Source organism: Mesorhizobium sp. M0243 (assembly GCF_040321775.1).
GTDB lineage: Bacteria > Pseudomonadota > Alphaproteobacteria > Rhizobiales > Rhizobiaceae > Mesorhizobium.
In genome coordinates this window covers 144,138-159,590 of record NZ_JAMYSF010000007.1, presented here as the reverse complement: position 1 = coordinate 159,590, position 15,453 = coordinate 144,138, and the positions used below count along the sequence as shown (strand labels likewise).

The 15,453-nt window shown below is 62.8% G+C and carries 15 protein-coding genes and 2 pseudogenes; 9 read left to right on the top strand and 8 right to left on the bottom strand.

The window, feature by feature from the left end; all coding sequences use genetic code 11:
• Positions 1 to 170: 170 nt before the first annotated feature.
• From rpmH to NKJ11_RS11935, 4 genes are all read left to right on the top strand, one after another.
• Complete coding sequence (gene rpmH, locus NKJ11_RS11950) at positions 171 to 305, top strand: 50S ribosomal protein L34 (protein ID WP_008833937.1); 135 nt, start codon at positions 171 to 173, stop codon at positions 303 to 305.
• Positions 306 to 321: 16 nt separating this feature from the next.
• Positions 322 to 675, top strand: a complete 354-nt coding sequence (rnpA, locus tag NKJ11_RS11945) for a ribonuclease P protein component (protein WP_013528505.1) — start codon at positions 322 to 324, stop codon at positions 673 to 675.
• Positions 676 to 689: 14 nt separating this feature from the next.
• Positions 690 to 2,501 carry a membrane protein insertase YidC gene (gene yidC / locus NKJ11_RS11940; RefSeq protein ID WP_352440595.1) on the top strand — a complete coding sequence of 604 codons (1,812 nt, stop codon included), beginning with the start codon at positions 690 to 692 and terminating at the stop codon, positions 2,499 to 2,501.
• A gap of 176 nt (positions 2,502 to 2,677) precedes the next feature.
• On the top strand, positions 2,678 to 3,238 hold the full coding sequence (locus NKJ11_RS11935) for a fasciclin domain-containing protein (protein WP_023810789.1): 561 nt from the start codon (positions 2,678 to 2,680) through the stop codon (positions 3,236 to 3,238).
• Between the two features lie 185 nt (positions 3,239 to 3,423).
• On the opposite strand, the pseudogene NKJ11_RS11930 reads toward NKJ11_RS11935, so the two are convergent.
• From NKJ11_RS11930 to NKJ11_RS11920, 3 genes and pseudogenes are all read right to left on the bottom strand, one after another.
• Positions 3,424 to 4,964: pseudogene (locus NKJ11_RS11930) on the bottom strand (DHA2 family efflux MFS transporter permease subunit).
• Positions 4,961 to 6,253, bottom strand: a complete 1,293-nt coding sequence (locus NKJ11_RS11925) for an HlyD family secretion protein (RefSeq protein ID WP_352793441.1) — start codon at positions 6,251 to 6,253, stop codon at positions 4,961 to 4,963. Before NKJ11_RS11925 ends, NKJ11_RS11930 begins: the two are co-directional and overlap by 4 nt.
• A gap of 258 nt (positions 6,254 to 6,511) precedes the next feature.
• Positions 6,512 to 6,709: pseudogene (locus tag NKJ11_RS11920) on the bottom strand (MarR family winged helix-turn-helix transcriptional regulator); the annotation flags it as partial.
• A gap of 179 nt (positions 6,710 to 6,888) precedes the next feature.
• Here NKJ11_RS11920 and NKJ11_RS11915 point away from each other — a divergent pair.
• The 3 genes from NKJ11_RS11915 (at position 6,889) to yihA (ending at position 8,622) form a co-directional block, all read left to right on the top strand.
• Entirely contained in the window at positions 6,889 to 7,203 is a 315-nt protein-coding gene (locus NKJ11_RS11915; RefSeq protein ID WP_023810786.1) for a hypothetical protein, read from the top strand.
• 124 nt (positions 7,204 to 7,327) lie between these two features.
• Complete coding sequence (locus tag NKJ11_RS11910; RefSeq protein ID WP_023810785.1) at positions 7,328 to 7,966, top strand: CatB-related O-acetyltransferase; 639 nt, start codon at positions 7,328 to 7,330, stop codon at positions 7,964 to 7,966.
• Positions 7,963 to 8,622 carry a ribosome biogenesis GTP-binding protein YihA/YsxC gene (yihA, locus tag NKJ11_RS11905; protein WP_032909086.1) on the top strand — a complete coding sequence of 220 codons (660 nt, stop codon included), beginning with the start codon at positions 7,963 to 7,965 and terminating at the stop codon, positions 8,620 to 8,622. Before NKJ11_RS11910 ends, yihA begins: the two co-directional genes overlap by 4 nt.
• A 152-nt stretch (positions 8,623 to 8,774) precedes the next feature.
• Here the strand turns inward: yihA and NKJ11_RS11900 are convergent, their stop codons facing one another.
• A complete protein-coding gene (locus tag NKJ11_RS11900) occupies positions 8,775 to 9,509 on the bottom strand; it encodes a TetR/AcrR family transcriptional regulator (protein ID WP_023810783.1) in 735 nt (244 codons plus the stop codon).
• A 132-nt stretch (positions 9,510 to 9,641) separates the two neighbouring features.
• On the opposite strand from NKJ11_RS11900, the gene NKJ11_RS11895 reads away from it, so the two are divergent.
• Positions 9,642 to 10,841 carry an HlyD family secretion protein gene (locus NKJ11_RS11895; protein ID WP_352553168.1) on the top strand — a complete coding sequence of 400 codons (1,200 nt, stop codon included), beginning with the start codon at positions 9,642 to 9,644 and terminating at the stop codon, positions 10,839 to 10,841.
• Positions 10,842 to 10,863: 22 nt separating this feature from the next.
• Entirely contained in the window at positions 10,864 to 12,459 is a 1,596-nt protein-coding gene (locus NKJ11_RS11890) for a DHA2 family efflux MFS transporter permease subunit (protein WP_023810781.1), read from the top strand.
• A 113-nt stretch (positions 12,460 to 12,572) separates the two neighbouring features.
• Here the strand turns inward: NKJ11_RS11890 and msrB are convergent, their stop codons facing one another.
• From msrB to NKJ11_RS11870, 4 genes are all read right to left on the bottom strand, one after another.
• Positions 12,573 to 13,076 carry a peptide-methionine (R)-S-oxide reductase MsrB gene (gene msrB / locus NKJ11_RS11885; protein WP_352553164.1) on the bottom strand — a complete coding sequence of 168 codons (504 nt, stop codon included), beginning with the start codon at positions 13,074 to 13,076 and terminating at the stop codon, positions 12,573 to 12,575.
• A 211-nt stretch (positions 13,077 to 13,287) separates the two neighbouring features.
• Entirely contained in the window at positions 13,288 to 13,845 is a 558-nt protein-coding gene (locus NKJ11_RS11880; protein ID WP_352793377.1) for a fasciclin domain-containing protein, read from the bottom strand.
• Between the two features lie 222 nt (positions 13,846 to 14,067).
• On the bottom strand, positions 14,068 to 14,796 hold the full coding sequence (locus NKJ11_RS11875; protein ID WP_352793440.1) for an anti-sigma factor: 729 nt from the start codon (positions 14,794 to 14,796) through the stop codon (positions 14,068 to 14,070).
• The gene (locus tag NKJ11_RS11870; protein WP_352793438.1) at positions 14,793 to 15,332 is read right to left on the bottom strand and encodes a sigma-70 family RNA polymerase sigma factor; all 540 of its coding nucleotides are present in this window, start codon (positions 15,330 to 15,332) and stop codon (positions 14,793 to 14,795) included. Before NKJ11_RS11870 ends, NKJ11_RS11875 begins: the two co-directional genes overlap by 4 nt.
• Positions 15,333 to 15,453 lie beyond the last annotated feature (121 nt).

Genomic DNA, 15,453 nt, shown 5'->3' with positions numbered 1-15,453 from the left:
TTGCGCCCGACGACTCCGGATTGACTTCCAAAAGCCTTCTTTCTATAAGCCCGCACACGCTCGGGCCATTCGTCCCGGCGCGGTTTCGATCGCGCCAAAGCCGGCCCGGCAAAGCTCCTGTTACACAGTGACAGAATCAAGAAGGGCCGCACCCCGCGGTATTAAAACAAATGAAGCGTACCTACCAACCGTCTAAACTCGTCCGCAAACGTCGGCACGGCTTCCGTGCCCGCATGGCCACCAAGGGTGGTCGCGGCGTCGTCGCAGCTCGCCGCAACCGCGGTCGCAAGCGGCTCAGCGCCTGAACGGAAGACGAGATCGTTGCCCGCATCCGGCAAGCCAGTGGGACCAAATCCCAAGCGGCTTCTGAAGCGCGCGGAATTCCTGGCCGTCCGTCGTGGTGAAAAGCGACGCGGGCGGCTTTTTCTCGTTGAGGTTCTCGACCGCGGCGACGGCCTGTCGCCGCGCGTCGGCTACACCGTCACCAAGAAGGTCGGCAATGCGGTTGTCCGCAACCGTGTCCGGCGGCGGCTGCGAGAAGCCGTCCGCACGCATGCTGCAAGTGACATGGCGCCTGGCAATGACTATGTCATCGTCGGGCGCGAAGACGTGCTTACCACTCCGTTCGGCCAGTTGAAGGCCGAACTCTCCCGCCGACTGCGCGGAACACGATAGGCCAAGGGCTTTCGATGGAAAACAACCGGAACTTCTTCATCACCATCGCGCTGTCGGTGCTGATCCTGGCGGTATGGCAATATTTTTACGTGTTGCCGCGCAGCGAAGCGCAGCGCGAGGCAGCCCGCGTCGAACAGCAGCGCGTCGAGGAGCAGAAGAAGGCCGCCGGCACAAATCCCGGTACCGACACCGGAACGCCCGTCGCCCCTGGCGCCATTCCCAACGCACCGGGAACAGACGCCGTCACGCCGGCCGGCCGCGAACAGGCACTCGCCACGACCACCCGCGCCAGGATCGACACGCCGAGCCTCGAGGGTTCAATCAACCTGACCGGCGCCCGTCTCGACGACCTCAAGCTCAAGCACTACACTGAGACGGTCGACAAGAACTCGCCCGAGATCAGCCTGCTCAACCCGGCGGCACTGCCCAATGGCTACTATGCCGAGATCGGCTTCGTCGGCAACGACAAGACCGGCGCGGTGCCTGGTCCCGAGACTGTGTGGGCCGTCGACGGCAATGCGACGCTGACGCCGACGACCCCGGTCACGCTGACCTATTCGAACGACAAGGGCCTGACCTTCAAGCGCACCTTTTCCGTCGACACCAACTACATGTTCACGGTGTCCGATACGGTGCAGAATGCGGGCACGGCCGCTGTCTCGCTGTCCAATTACGGCCGCGTCACCCGCTTCGACAAGCCGCTCGTTGCCAGCACCTATGTGCTGCATGAGGGCCTGATCGGCTTCACCGGCACCGAAGGCCTGCAGGAGCACAAATACGCGTCCATCGAGAAGGACAAGCAGTTCACGCCGGGCAAGTCGACCGACGGGTGGCTCGGCATCACCGACAAATACTGGGCGGTGACGCTGGTGCCGACGGAGAAGCAGCCGTTCCAGCCGCGCTACGCCTATTTCGAGGACGGCCGCCATCGCTACCAGTCCGACTTCCTCACCGACCCGATCACCGTCGATGCCGGCCAGTCGGCGACGGTGGAGAGCGAAATCTTCGCCGGCGCCAAGGAAGTCGGCAAGATCAACGCCTATGCGGAAGACCGTCATATCAAGCGGTTCGATCTCCTGATCGACTGGGGCTGGTTCCACTTCATCACCAAGCCGATGTTCTGGCTGATCGACACGCTCTACAAATTCTTCGGCAATTTCGGCCTGGCCATCCTCGCCACCACCGTCATCGTCAAGGCCATCTTCTATCCGCTCGCCAACAAGTCCTACGCGTCGATGGCGAACATGAAGAAGGTGCAGCCGAAAATGCTCGAGATCCGCGAGAAATACGCGGACGATAAGATGAAGCAGCAGCAGGCGATGATGGAGCTGTACAAGACCGAGAAGATCAACCCGCTTGCCGGCTGCTGGCCGGTGGCGCTGCAGATCCCGGTCTTCTTCTCGCTCTACAAGGTGCTCTACATCACCATCGAGATGCGGCACGCGCCGTTCTTCGGCTGGATCCAGGATCTGGCCGCACCCGACCCGACGTCGCTGTTCAACCTGTTCGGCCTGATCCCGGTCACCCTGCCGCACATGCTGATGATCGGCGTCTGGCCGCTGATCATGGGCGTCACCATGTTCCTGCAGATGCGCATGAACCCGACGCCGCCGGACCCGACGCAGGCGGCGATCTTCACCTGGATGCCTGTCATCTTCACCTTCATGATGGCGGGTTTCCCGGCCGGCCTGGTCATCTACTGGGCCTGGAACAACACGCTGTCGATCCTCCAGCAGGGCATCATCATGAAGCGCCAGGGCGCCAAGATCGAGCTGTGGGACAATCTGGTCGCGCTGTTCCGAAAGAAACCATCGCCGGCCGAATAGAAGCGCAGCGCTTTCTCCAGCCTCAAAGCCCCGCTCGCGCGGGGCTTTTTCCGTTTAAGCAACTCCGGGATCACGTTCCCGTGATCGGCGAAACTTGCGCCTCGCCGGGGGCGTGACTGCCTGTGCGTTTCCAAAGGCTATCAATTCCGATCAGCCCTCACCCGGAGGAAGACCACATGCGCTTGCCGTCATTCAGGACCATCGCCTTTTCCGCGCTCATCGCCGGCGTGGCGATTGCCGCGCCCGCCTATGCCAAAAACCCGAATGTCGGCGGCGCGCCGATGTACACCACCAAGAACATCGTCGAGAACGCCGTCAATTCGAAGGATCACACGACGCTGGTCGCCGCGGTCAAGGCCGCCGGCCTGGTCGACACGCTGCAGGGCGCTGGCCCGTTCACAGTCTTTGCCCCGACCAATGCAGCGTTTGCGAAATTGCCCAAGGGCACCGTCGACACGCTGCTGAAGCCGGAGAACAAGGACAAGCTCACCAAGGTGCTGACCGCGCATGTCGTGGCCGGCAAGATTTCGGGCGCCGAGATGATGAAGAAGGCCAGGGCGATGGGCGGCAAGTACGAGATGAAGACCGTCTCCGGTGACACGCTGACCGCCGAAGTCAAGAAGGGCAAGCTCTACATCATGGATGAGTCAGGCGGCGAGGCGCGGGTGACGATCGCCGACGTCAACCAGTCGAACGGCGTCATCCATGTCGTCAACAAGGTGCTGTTGCCGAAGTAACGGCTTTCGACAAAGGGGATCAAGGCAGGTTCGTTGGGGCTTTCTCGGCCTGCCGTCCCGCCTCATGACGAGGTGCCATGTTTCCTGGAAGTCGTATCGGCATCGGCCGGGGTCCTGTAGTCCCTCACAGGACCCCGGTTTCTTTTTGACTGTTACTTGTCCAGCCGGATGAGCCTCGACCGTCATCACTCCATCACGGCGCTGTGGTCGATCTTGGCCGGAGTCGCCGGCTTGCGCAGCAACAGAACCAGCGGAATGGCGGCAAGCGACAGGATCATCATCAGCTTGAAGTCGTTCATGTAGCTGATGATGGTCGCCTGCAGCGTCACCACGCCGTCGAGCGCGGCACGGCCGGCGGCGCTGTAAGGGTTCATCGCCTGGAAGATCGCGGATTGCCGAACGCCTGGTTGTAGGGCGTCACATAGGTGGCGATGTTGGCGTGGTTGATCTGCACGTTCTGCGTCAACAGCGCGGTGACCACCGAGATGCCGACGCTGGAGCCGATGTTGCGCGACAGATTGTAAAGACCTGTGCCTTCCGCGCGCCGCTCCGGCGCCAGTGTGGCGAAGGTGATGGTGGTCAGCGGCACGAACAGGAAGCCGAGCCCCGCTCCCTGGATGAAGCCGGTGCTGATGATCGTCCACTGCGAAACATCAGGCGTCCAGCCGGTCATGTCGTACATCGCCCAGGCGGTGACCAGCAGGCCGGTCAGCAGCAGCCAGCGCGTGTCCACCTTGCCGATCAGCCTGCCGACCAGGAACATGCAAGCCATGGTCCCAAGCCCGCGCGGCCCCATGACGATGCCGGCCGTCACCACCGGATAGCCCATCAGCGTCTGCAGATAGGGCGTCATCAGGGCCAGCGAGGCCAGATAGGTAATGCCGATGATGAAGATGAAGACCATGCCGACGGCGAAATTCCTGTCGAGGAACAGCCGGGGGTTCACGAAGGTGTTTTTCGCGGTGAAGGTGTGGACGAGGAAGATGTAGAAGGCCGACGCGCAGATCAGTGCCTCGACGATGATTTCGGACGACGAGAACCAGTTGAGCTGCTCGCCGCGATCGAGAAACATCTGCAGCGATGCGATGGTGACGCTGAGCATGCCGAAGCCCAGCCAGTCCAGCCTCGCCTTGAGGTCCGTCTTGGTTTCCTGGACGAACATCGACACGCCGGCGAAGGCCAGGGCGCCGATCGGGACGTTGATGTAGAACACCCAGCGCCAGCTGACATTCTCGGTCAGCCAGCCGCCGATGACCGGCCCGAGCACCGGCCCGACCATCACCGAAACGCCGAACAGCGCCATCGCCGAGCCGCGCTCCTCGACGCTGTAGATGTCGAGCAGGATGCTCTGCGCCAGCGGCACCAGGGCGGCACCGAACAGGCCTTGCAGCAGGCGGAAGCCGACGATCTGCGGCAGCGACTGCGCGAAGCCGCACAGCACCGACGCGACGACGAAGCCGGTGATGGATATCAGCAGGATGCGCTTGCGGCCGAAACGATTGGCAAGGTAGCCTGAAGGCGGAGTCATGACGGCGGCCGCCACGATGTAGGACGTCAGCACCCAGTTTATCTGGTCGGCGCTCGCCGAAACGCTGCCCTGGATATAGGGCAGCGCCACATTGGCGATGGTCGTGTCCAGCGCCTGCATGATCACGGCCAGGATCACGCAGGCGGTGATGGCGCCGCGATTGGCGACCACGCCACCTGTCGCGGACGCGCCGGTCATGACTTTTGTCCGAACCGGCCGAGGAGGTCCGTCACGAAGTCCGGCAGGCCGCGCGCATGGCCGGTATCGATGCCGACCACGACGCTCATCCCGCCACGCAACGGCGGCTTGCCCTGGAGATCGTCCAACGTCACGCGCATCGGAATGCGTTGTACGACCTTGACCCAGTTGCCCGTGGTGTTCTGCGCCGGAAGCAAGGAGAAGCTCGACGACGACGCCGGGCTGATCGAGGCGACCGTACCGTGCCAGACGGCTCCCGGATAGCTGTCGACGCTGATCGTCGCCGTCTGTCCCGGCCGCACATAGGTCAGTTCGGTTTCCTTCGGCTCCGCCGCGATCCACAAATCGGTTGCCGAAATCAGGCTGAACGCCGGCTGCGAAGCCGGCAGGTACTTGCCGACCTGAAGCGCGTCAACATTGGTGACGATGCCGTCGAACGGCGCCTTGACGACGGAATCGGCGAGATTGCGCTGGGCGTCGTCCACGGCGGACTGGGCCTGAAGATAGAACGGGTTCTTCTCGACAGGCTGGCTGGCGTCGCCGCCAAGCTGGGCAAGCGTCGCCTGTGCCTGCGCCTCGGCGACGGACACTTTCTGGCGAGCGGCAACGAGGTCGTGCTGGGCGCTGTCGAAGGTCGCCTTGGAGGAGGTGGAGGTCTTGAGCAGATCCTGCTGGCGCTGGAAAGCCGCCTCGTAATAAGGGATGTCGGCCTGCGCCTGCTCGATCAGCGCCTGCGATTGCTGGTAGCTCGCCTGCAAGGTCAGCACCTGGTTGCGCACAGTCCCGAGCTGCGCCTCGGCCGCGGCAAGGGCGGTTTCGAAAGAGGCCGGCCGCAACCGGAAAAGCACCTGGTCCTTCTTCACCGCCTCGTTCTCGTGCACGTCGATCTCGAGCACGGTGCCGGAGACATCGGTGGACACGCCGAGCGATTGCGCCTGGATGTAGGCATTGTCCGTTGTCATGACCTGGCCGCCGATGACGTAGTAGTAGCCGCCGACGACCAGGGCGACCGGAAGCAGGGCAAACAGGATCGGCCGCGTCAGGCTGCGCCTGGGCTTGACCGTCGCCGGAGGCGCCACCGCAACCCCGGCCTGGCGTGGCTCCTTGGACGGAGCCTCGAGCGCCGCCGGCTCCAGGGCGACCGGTGCTTCGAGCTCGTCATTGCCGATGAGGGTGCCGGCTCGCCTTTGCTCGCGTTCGCTGTCCAGTCGGATGACCTGATCGCGCGCCCGGTCGGCGGCGGATCCATCTTCTTCGACAGGCTTCTTTGGTGAGGTTGATTCAGCCATGTGTTTTCTCCCGGTCGGCGGCAGGCTGGGCGCAAGCCGCGAGCAGATTGGATTTGATGAGGATAGGGTTTGCAGCAGATGCAGTTGCGCATCCGCGGAAAGGCCGACGAAGGCCTCGTCACGCGTCTCCTGCCCATTGCTGCGCATGATTTCGATAAGCGGATGGGCTTGCGGCTTCAGGTAAAGCAGCCATGCCAGGCGGTCGGCGGGATTGGGCCGGCGCTCGATGAAGCTGCGTGCCTCCATCCTGTCGAGCAGCCGGGCGAGCGTGATCGGCGTGATCTCGATAAGATCGGCCAGTTTGCTCTGGTGGATGCCTTCATGCAGGCAGAGATAGGCCAGCACCTGCCACTGGGCGCTGGTCAGCCCCGATGCCCGCGACCTCTGCTCGAACCGCTTTCGAAGCAGGCGCGCGACATCGTGCAGCACGAAGCTGATGTTGGGTGACGATGGCATGGGAGGCACTGGAGTTTTTCGGCGCGACTTTTAGTGAGCATGCTTATTATCATCATGCACATAATCCCGCTGGACGCGGTGCGCAAGACGGACTAAGCCCGCCTGGAAAAAATGACGCATGGGCTGCGACGCCACAAAAAGGCTCCGGTAGCAGGCTGTTGCCGCGCAGGGATGAGACGATGAAGTGGCTGAAGATATTGACCGTATCGGCCATCGCGGGATGGCCGGGCATTGCGTTCGCAAAGGACGCCGTCAGCTGCGGTGGCGCCGCCATGCTGGGTGGCGCGCAATTGAACTGCAGCCACGTCGAACCCCAGGCGCCGCCTCAGTTTTGCACCTATAGCTGGGCTCTCCACATGCCGACCGGAGACCAGAAAATCGTCGAAGGCAGCTTCATGCTGCCGCCCGGCGCGGCGAACGTCACCGTCTATCAGGGCAGCGGTTTCGACAGCGCGCTGTCCGATCCGATCGTGATCTGCCGCGGCAGCAAATGAGCAAGACCGTCAAGGAAAGCTCGCTCGTCGCCCGATTGGTGCTATAGGGCGGATCACGCTATTTTGAACGGGCGCATTCGAGTTTCGGATGCGCCTGGCGGCCATTTCTCTGACGGATTTCGACATGGACGGACCCAACCCAGACATCAAGCACCCGATCCCGATGCATACCCGCGTCGGCTTCCTCAAGGGGCTGGTGAACGCGCCGAACATCGAGGTCGGCGACTTCACCTATTATGACGACCCCGACGGTCCGGACAAATTCGCCGAAAAATGCGTCCTGCACCATTATCCGTTCATTGGCGACAAGCTGATCATCGGCAGGTTCTGCGCCATCGCCGAGGGCGCGCGCTTCATCATGAACGGCGCCAACCACGCTATGTCCGGCTTTTCGACCTATCCGTTCAATATTTTCGGCCATGGCTGGGAAAAGGGTTTTGACCCGGCGACCTGGTCTAGGGAAGTGCGCGGCGACACCATTGTCGGCAGCGACGTCTGGATCGGCATGGAGGCGGTGATCTTGCCCGGGGTGGAAATCGGCCACGGCGCCATCGTTGCCGCGAAATCGGTGGTGACACATGACGTGCCGCCCTATGCGATCGTCGCCGGCAACGCGGCCAAGGTGGTAAAGATGCGTTTCGACGACCGGACAATCAGGCGGCTGCTGGCGGTGGCGTGGTGGGACTGGCCGGTGGACAAGGTCAGCCGCAACCTCGATGCTATCCGGGGTGCCAATATTTCTCTTCTGGAGGCAGCAGCTTGAACGCTCTGAACAGCAGCACAATCGGCACCGAACTGTTTACGCGAGGATGGATCTTCATTCGCGGCGTTCCGGCCATGAAGTTCCTGCCGCCGGAAGGGCCGCCGGAAATCGCCTTTGCCGGCCGCTCGAATGTCGGCAAGTCGTCGCTGATCAACGCACTTGTCAACCAGAAGGGGCTGGCGCGCACTTCCAACACGCCGGGGCGCACGCAGGAACTCAACTATTTCGTGCCGGACGGATTTTCGGGTGAGGGCGCCGACCTGCCGCCCTTGGCGCTGGTCGACATGCCCGGCTATGGCTATGCCACCGCGCCGAAGGAAAAGGTCGACGAGTGGACCAAGCTGGTCTTCGACTATCTCAAGGGCCGCGTCACGCTGAAGCGTGTCTATGTGCTGATCGACGCCCGCCACGGCATCAAGGCCAAGGACGATGAAGTGCTGTCGCTGCTCGACAAGGCGGCGGTGTCCTACCAGATCGTCCTGACCAAGACCGACAAGATCAAGACTGCCGGCGTGCCGAGGCTGATCGAGGAGACGCTGGCAAAGATCAAGAAGCGGCCGGCGGCGTTCCCGTTCGTGCTGGCGACGTCTTCGGAAAAAGCCGAGGGCCTTCAGGAATTGCAGGCGGCCATCGTGCTTGCCGCCAATGGCGGCTAAGCTATGTCGATATTCAGGTGATGCCGGCCTGCAAACGACGGCTTTCTGCGCTTCCGGTGCTCACGGACCCGAATGTCCGCTCCGCTCCGGTTCTCGAAAGCCACCGTTTTCGGCTCGGCCTGACCTGAATCTCAACACACCTTAGAACTGGGTTAAGGCTTGGCCTCGATAGCAATCGTCTGATGGCCTTCTTCCGCCACAAGCCTTTCGGTGCCGTATGCCCTGAGGAACATGCTGACGCCTGACCTGACGATGTGATCGATCTCGTCCTGGGTCGGGGCTTTCGTGCGGTAGGCGAAGATGCACTGGCGGAACAGACCGGCCAGGCACAGTTCGGTGAACTGATAGGCGGCAAGATCGACATCGTCGATGCGCAGCAGGTCGCGCTCGATGGCGGCATTGAGAAAGGCCGCGACCTTGTCGTGGCCACGCTTGGGACCGCGCTCGTAAAAACGCGCGCCCATGTCGGGTATCCGGTCGGATGCCCCGATCACCGTGCGCTGTGCCTGGATGACCTTGGCCGACGTGATCTTGAGGGCCAGCACCTTGCCGAACTTCACCAGCGTCTCGCGCAGGTTGTCGGCGTTGTCCAGCACGTCATACATGTTCTTGAAGATGGTGCCGCGCTCTTCCTCGATCAGCGCCTCGAACAGCTCCTCCTTGTTGGCGAAGTAAACGTAGATCGTACCCTTGGAGACACCGGCCTCGCGGGTGATGTCGTTCATCGAGGCGGCTTCGAAGCCCTTGTCGATGAAGACACGACGGGCGCCATCGATGATCTGGCTGCGCTTGACCGGATCCTGCCCCGCGGCCGGGCGGCCACGGCGCAAGCTTTCCAACAGGTCGTCGCACGACTCGTTTTCGACATTGGGCGGGGTCTCGGCCATGAAAGTCACACCTCGAAAATAATTCGAACCAAGCGGTTCGATTGCCCTTGATATGGTCCTCTTTACGCGCTATGTCAACGGCCGGATCGAACCGAACGGTTCAGTATCATATTATAACTTTAGAGAGATGTCATGTCCTCGAACGCGCCGACCACAGCCGAAGTCCGTCCCTTCCCCAACGCCAAGGTTGCGCCGGCGACGGAAGCACCGGATATGCCTGTCCAGCCCGTCTCGTCGCCGCCGGCAGAGGCCCCGGCCAAGAAGAAGCGCTCGGTGCGTTCCTTTCTGCTGCCGATCATCGGCGTTGCCTTGCTCGGCGCCGGCGCCTGGTACGGTTACGATTACTGGACAACGGGCCGCTTCATGATCTCGACGGACGACGCCTATGTCCAGGCGGACATGGCGTTCATCTCGCCCAAGATTTCCGGCTATGTCGATCAGGTCAAGGTCAGCGAGAACCAGTCGGTCAAGGCCGGCGATCCGCTGCTGGTCGTCGATGACGGCGATTACAAGATTGCCGTCGCCCAGGCCGAGGCGCAGATCGCCACCTTGAGCAAGACGCTCGACCGTATCGACGCCCAGACCGACGCGGCCCGCGCCTCGCTGCAGCAGGCGCAGGCGCAGAAGGTCGCCGACCAGGCCGCGGCCGACAATGCAGCCAAGGTCGCGGCGCGCGCCTTGCAGCTGCTCAAGACGCATGTCGGCACGCAGGCGCAGCTGGACGACGCCCAAACGGCGGTCCAGCAGGCCGATGCCGCCCTTGTCGGCGCCGACGCACAGATCGCCGCCGCGCAGGCCAATATCGGCGTGCTGCAGGCGCAACGCGCGGAATCGGCGAGCACGCTGGCGTCCCTGCAGCTCAGCCATGACAAGGCGCTGCGCGATCTTTCCTTCACCGTGCTCAAGGCGCCTTATGACGGCATCGTCGGCAACCGCTCGGTCGAACAGGGCGACCTTGTCAGCCCCGGCCAGAAGCTCGCCGTCATCGTGCCGATGGACAAGCTCTACATCGTCGCCAACTTCAAGGAGACGCAGCTTGCCCGGCTGGTGCCCGGCGAGAAGGTCAAGATCTCGGTCGATGCGACCGACGGCCAGGACTTCGAGGGAACCGTCTCGTCGCTGGCGCCGGCTTCGGGTGCCGTGTTCTCGCTGCTGCCGCCCGAAAACGCCACCGGCAACTTCACCAAGGTCGTGCAGCGCGTTCCGGTCCGCATCGATGTGCCCGCCGATGCGCTGAAGAGCGGCAAGCTGCGCGCCGGCCTGAGCGTCGTCGTCGCCGTCGACAGCCGTACCGCCCCATCTGGTTCGGCATCAGCGGCAGCGTCGAACTGAGCGGCCGCCGGGGAGCAATGCCATGGCAACCGCAACCCTGACAGCAGGAGCGCCGCCGGCGAGGCCGGCTGTGCCTGACACCATTTCGACGCGGCGCGTCATCGCCTTCCTGGCGATGGTGTTCGGCATGTTCATGGCCATCCTCGACATCCAGATTGTCTCCGCCTCTCTGTCGGAAATCCAGGCCGGCCTGAGCGCCAGCTCCGACGAAATCCCGTGGGTGCAGACCGCCTATCTGATCGCCGAAGTGGTGATGATCCCGCTGTCGGGCTTCCTCAGCCGGATGCTGTCGACGCGCGTGCTGTTCACGATCTCGGCGGCGGGCTTCACCGCGGCCAGTGCGCTGGCGGCGACCGCCACCAACATCGACCAGATGATTGTCTACCGCGCCGTCCAGGGCTTCATCGGCGGCGGCATGATCCCGAGCGTCTTCGCCGCTGCCTTCACCATCTTCCCGCCCTCGCGCCGCGCCTTCGTCTCGCCGATGATCGGCCTGGTGGCGACGTTGGCGCCGACCATCGGCCCGACTGTCGGCGGCTACATCAGCCATGCCATGTCCTGGCACTGGCTGTTCCTGGTCAATGTCGTGCCCGGCATCCTGGTCACAGCGGCGGCCTGGACGCTGATCGACTTCGACAAACCCAACCTCAAGCTGTTCAGCAAGTTCGACTGGTGGGGCCTCGCCGGCATGGCGGCTCTCCTGGGCTGCATGGAATATGTGCTCGAGGAGGGTCCCAACAATGACTGGATGCAGGATCAGGGCGTCTTCATCTGCGCCATTGTCATGACCATCGGCGCGGTGCTGTTCTTCTGGCGGGCGTTCACCGCCGAGGAGCCGATCGTCGACCTGAAGGCCTTCACCAACATCAACTTCGCCTTCGGCTCGCTGTTCTCCTTCGTCATAGGCATCGGCCTTTACGGCCTGACCTATCTCTACCCGGTGTATCTCGGGCGCATCCGTGGCTACGATTCGATGATGATCGGCGAGGCACTGTTCGTCAGCGGCCTGGCCATGTTCTTCACCGCGCCGATCTCGGGCATCCTGTCGAACAAGATGGACCCGCGGCTGATGATGATGATCGGCTTCTTCGGCTTCGCCACCGGCACCTGGTGGATGACGCATCTGACCGCCGACTGGGATTTCTATGAGCTGCTCATCCCGCAAATCCTGCGCGGCTGTTCGATGATGCTGTGCATGGTGCCGATCAACAACATCGCGCTCGGCACCTTGCCGCCCGAGCGGCTGAAGAACGCTTCAGGCCTGTTCAACCTCACCCGCAACCTTGGCGGTGCGGTTGGCCTCGCCCTGATCAATACCGTGCTGATCGACCGCAATGCCTTCCACTACGCAAGGCTCTCCGAACATGTGCAATGGGGCAGTGAAGCCGCGCAGACCAAGCTGCAGAACATGACGCTCAATTTCGAGCAAACCCCCGGCCTCGACGCGACAAGTGCCGCGATCTCCAAGCTGTCTGGCATGGTCCAGCAGCAGGCGGCGCTGCTGTCCTTCATGGATGTGTTCTTCATGCTGACGGTGCTGTTTGCGACGCTTGGCATGTTCACCATGCTGATCCGCAAGCCGGCCGCGGCGGGCGGAGGTGGCGGCGGCGGCCACTGATACGTGGGCAGCTGTTTCGGGAAGCTCCTCCAGTCCACGCCTGAAAAAGCTCTGACCGCGCAAAAAACTCCGGGCCCGCAAGCCCGGAGTTTTTCATATCCAGTTGGAATTTGTCAGGCTGTGGCGGGCTTGAAGGTCAGCGCGACGCCGTTGATGCAGTGGCGCAGGCCGGTCGGCGCCGGACCGTCGTCGAAGACGTGGCCGAGATGGCCGCCGCAGCGGCGGCAATGCGCCTCGGTGCGCGTCATGCCGAGCGAGCGGTCCACGGTCGTGCCGATAGCCTTGGGGATCTCTTGCCAGAAGCTCGGCCAGCCGGTGCCGGAATCGAATTTCGTCTCCGACGAATAGAGCGGCAGGTCGCAGCCGGCACAGGCGAAGATGCCCTTGCGGTGTTCGTTGAGCAGCGGGCTGGTGCCGGGATACTCCGTGCCTTCCTTGCGCAGCACGTTGAAGGCGGCAGGCGACAGGATGGCTTTCCACTCGGCGTCGGTCTTGGTGACTTCGAATTTTTCGGCGGCCTGTGCTGCCTGCGGATCGCCCATGCGCAGCATCGTTGCCGCGATCCCGACGACGCCGATGGCGGCGGCACCGCTCAAAAGAAAGTCGCGACGGTTCATGACCAGTTCCTCCTGATGTCCTTTTGCCAAACTATACCGCCGCGCGGAAATCAAAAGCCGGTGACGGTAGCCCCCTCGAACGAACACTCCGCACCCGCCCACATCCGAATGTGGGAGGCGCGGAATGCGCGGGTCAATTGCGGATCACGGAGCGGGATCGTGCAATCGACGGAGGGCCCTTGCTGCCAGTTCGCCGGCAGCAAGCCCCTTGTTACATCTTCGGCAAGAGAACCTTGTCGATGACGTGGATGACGCCATTGGACTGTTCGACATCGGCGATCGTCACATTGGCGACATTGCCGTTCTCGTCTGTGACGGTGACCTTGCCGCCGTCAGCCTTGAGCGACAGCTCGCAGCCGCCGGCCGTCTTGACCTTGTGGGTGCCGCCGTCAGCCTTGGCCATCGCGGCCACGTCCGCCCCCATCGCCTTGGCACCGATGACATGGCAGGTCAGGATCTTGGTGAGCTTGTCCTTGTTTTCAGGCTTGAGCAGCGTCTCGACCGTCCCGGCCGGAAGGGCTGCGAAGGCCTCGTTGGTCGGAGCGAACACGGTGAACGGACCGGCGCCCTGCAGCGTCTCGACAAGGCCGGCGGCCTTCACGGCGGCGACCAGCGTGGTGTGATCCTTCGAGTTCACGGCGTTCTCGACGATGTTCTTGTCGGCAAACATCGCGGCGCCGCCAACCATCGGGTTTTCGGCATAGGCGGCGGTGGCAAGGGCCGTAACGGCGATCGTACCGGCGAGCAAAAGGGTGGCGTATCTACGCATGATGTCGAACTCCTCGGGTTTTCTCTTCCCATCTTTGGGGACGCGAGGAGATACGGAACAAAATCGTCCGAGTTTCAGAAATATCGTGATTTTTTATTTTATCTGACGCGCCCGGCGGATTTCCCAAGCAACCGGTCGCGGCCGACATGCTGTCTATGGGCATGTTCAGTGAGGGATAGACTTATGATAGTCTTTTGTGATTTTTCAGGCGCGCGGAGCCGGTTAGATGCTCTTCAGGTCGCCGGCGGCGACCACCGGTCCGGTCGGCTGGCCGGTCGGCGAACCGCCTGCCGGCTCGAGGCTGACGGCAAGCACCGCGCCCTGGGCAAGCTTCTGCTGGGCCGCCGGCGAGACGACAATGTGCGCCGTAGCACCGGCCGGAATGACGCCCATCGAGACCGGCGGGTTCTTGCCCTCGATCATCCACAGCTCGAAGTCCTTGCCGGAAGCGCGCTCACCGGAGACATGCGACAGCCCGACTTCGTGATGCGCGGCGTCGTAGACGGCAAGATATCTGACGTCGCTGCCTTCGGCGGCCAGCGAAGCGACGAGGCGCGCCTGCGGCTGCTCGACCGGGGGGTTGAGGACTGGCACGGCGATGTAAATCGCCAGTGCCGCAGCCGCGGCCGCGGCAAGGCCGCGCCAGAAGGCCAGGCTGGACCACAGGCCGCCGCGCGATTCGGCGGGCGTGGTCACGGCGGCAGCGTTGGCGAACAGGCGGCGGTCGACAGCGGTCTTCACCGAAACCGGCGGCTCGACTTCCGGATAGGCGGCGGCAAGCGGTGAGAGACTGACCTCCCAACTCTCGACAAGACGAGCAAAAACGGTATCCGCATCGATACGGCGGGAGACGATCTGGCGTTCGTCGGCATCGAGCACGCCGAGAACGTATTCGGCGGCGAGCAGGTCGTCGCCTCCACGTTCCGGTCCTGTGTCTTCTGCCAGCGTCATCTTTCCAGACATTCTCTGAGTTTCAACAGGCTGCGGCGCAGCCATGTCCGCATCGTGTTCAGCGGCACGCCATGACGCTCCGCCAGTTCGGCATAGCTCTCGCCCTTGAGATAGGCGCCCCGGACGGCGGCTGCCCGGTCCTTCTCCAACTCATGGAGACAATGGTGGATACGTTCGGATTCGTCGCCCGCCACCGCCATCGCTTCAGGCCCCGGCGCCGGATCGGCCACGTCGAGCGCGGCATCGATGTCGGCGGCGGGCTTGCGTCGCGCTCGTATGCGATCGATCGCATGGTTGCGCGCGATTGCCACCAGCCAGGAGATCGGGCTTAGATCGGAGACCGCAAAACGATCCGCCTTCGTCCATATCTTGACGAAGACTTCCTGTAGCGCTTCTTCCGCATCTCCCCGGTCGTTCAATACACGAAGGCAGACGCCAAAAAGTTTCGCGCTGGTCTGCCGGTAAAGCAGATCGAACGCGGCCCGATCCTTCATCGAAGTCCGAACGATCAGCTTGGTGATGTCCTGCGGCGTCATTGCAGGCAAGTTAGGCGATTGCGATGTATTTGCAACGGCGGAAATAATCTTGTGCACGCCTAAGCTTTTGTGTGTCGCCAGCCCGGATCCGTCCACCGATTGCCAATGGAATCGCCACTGG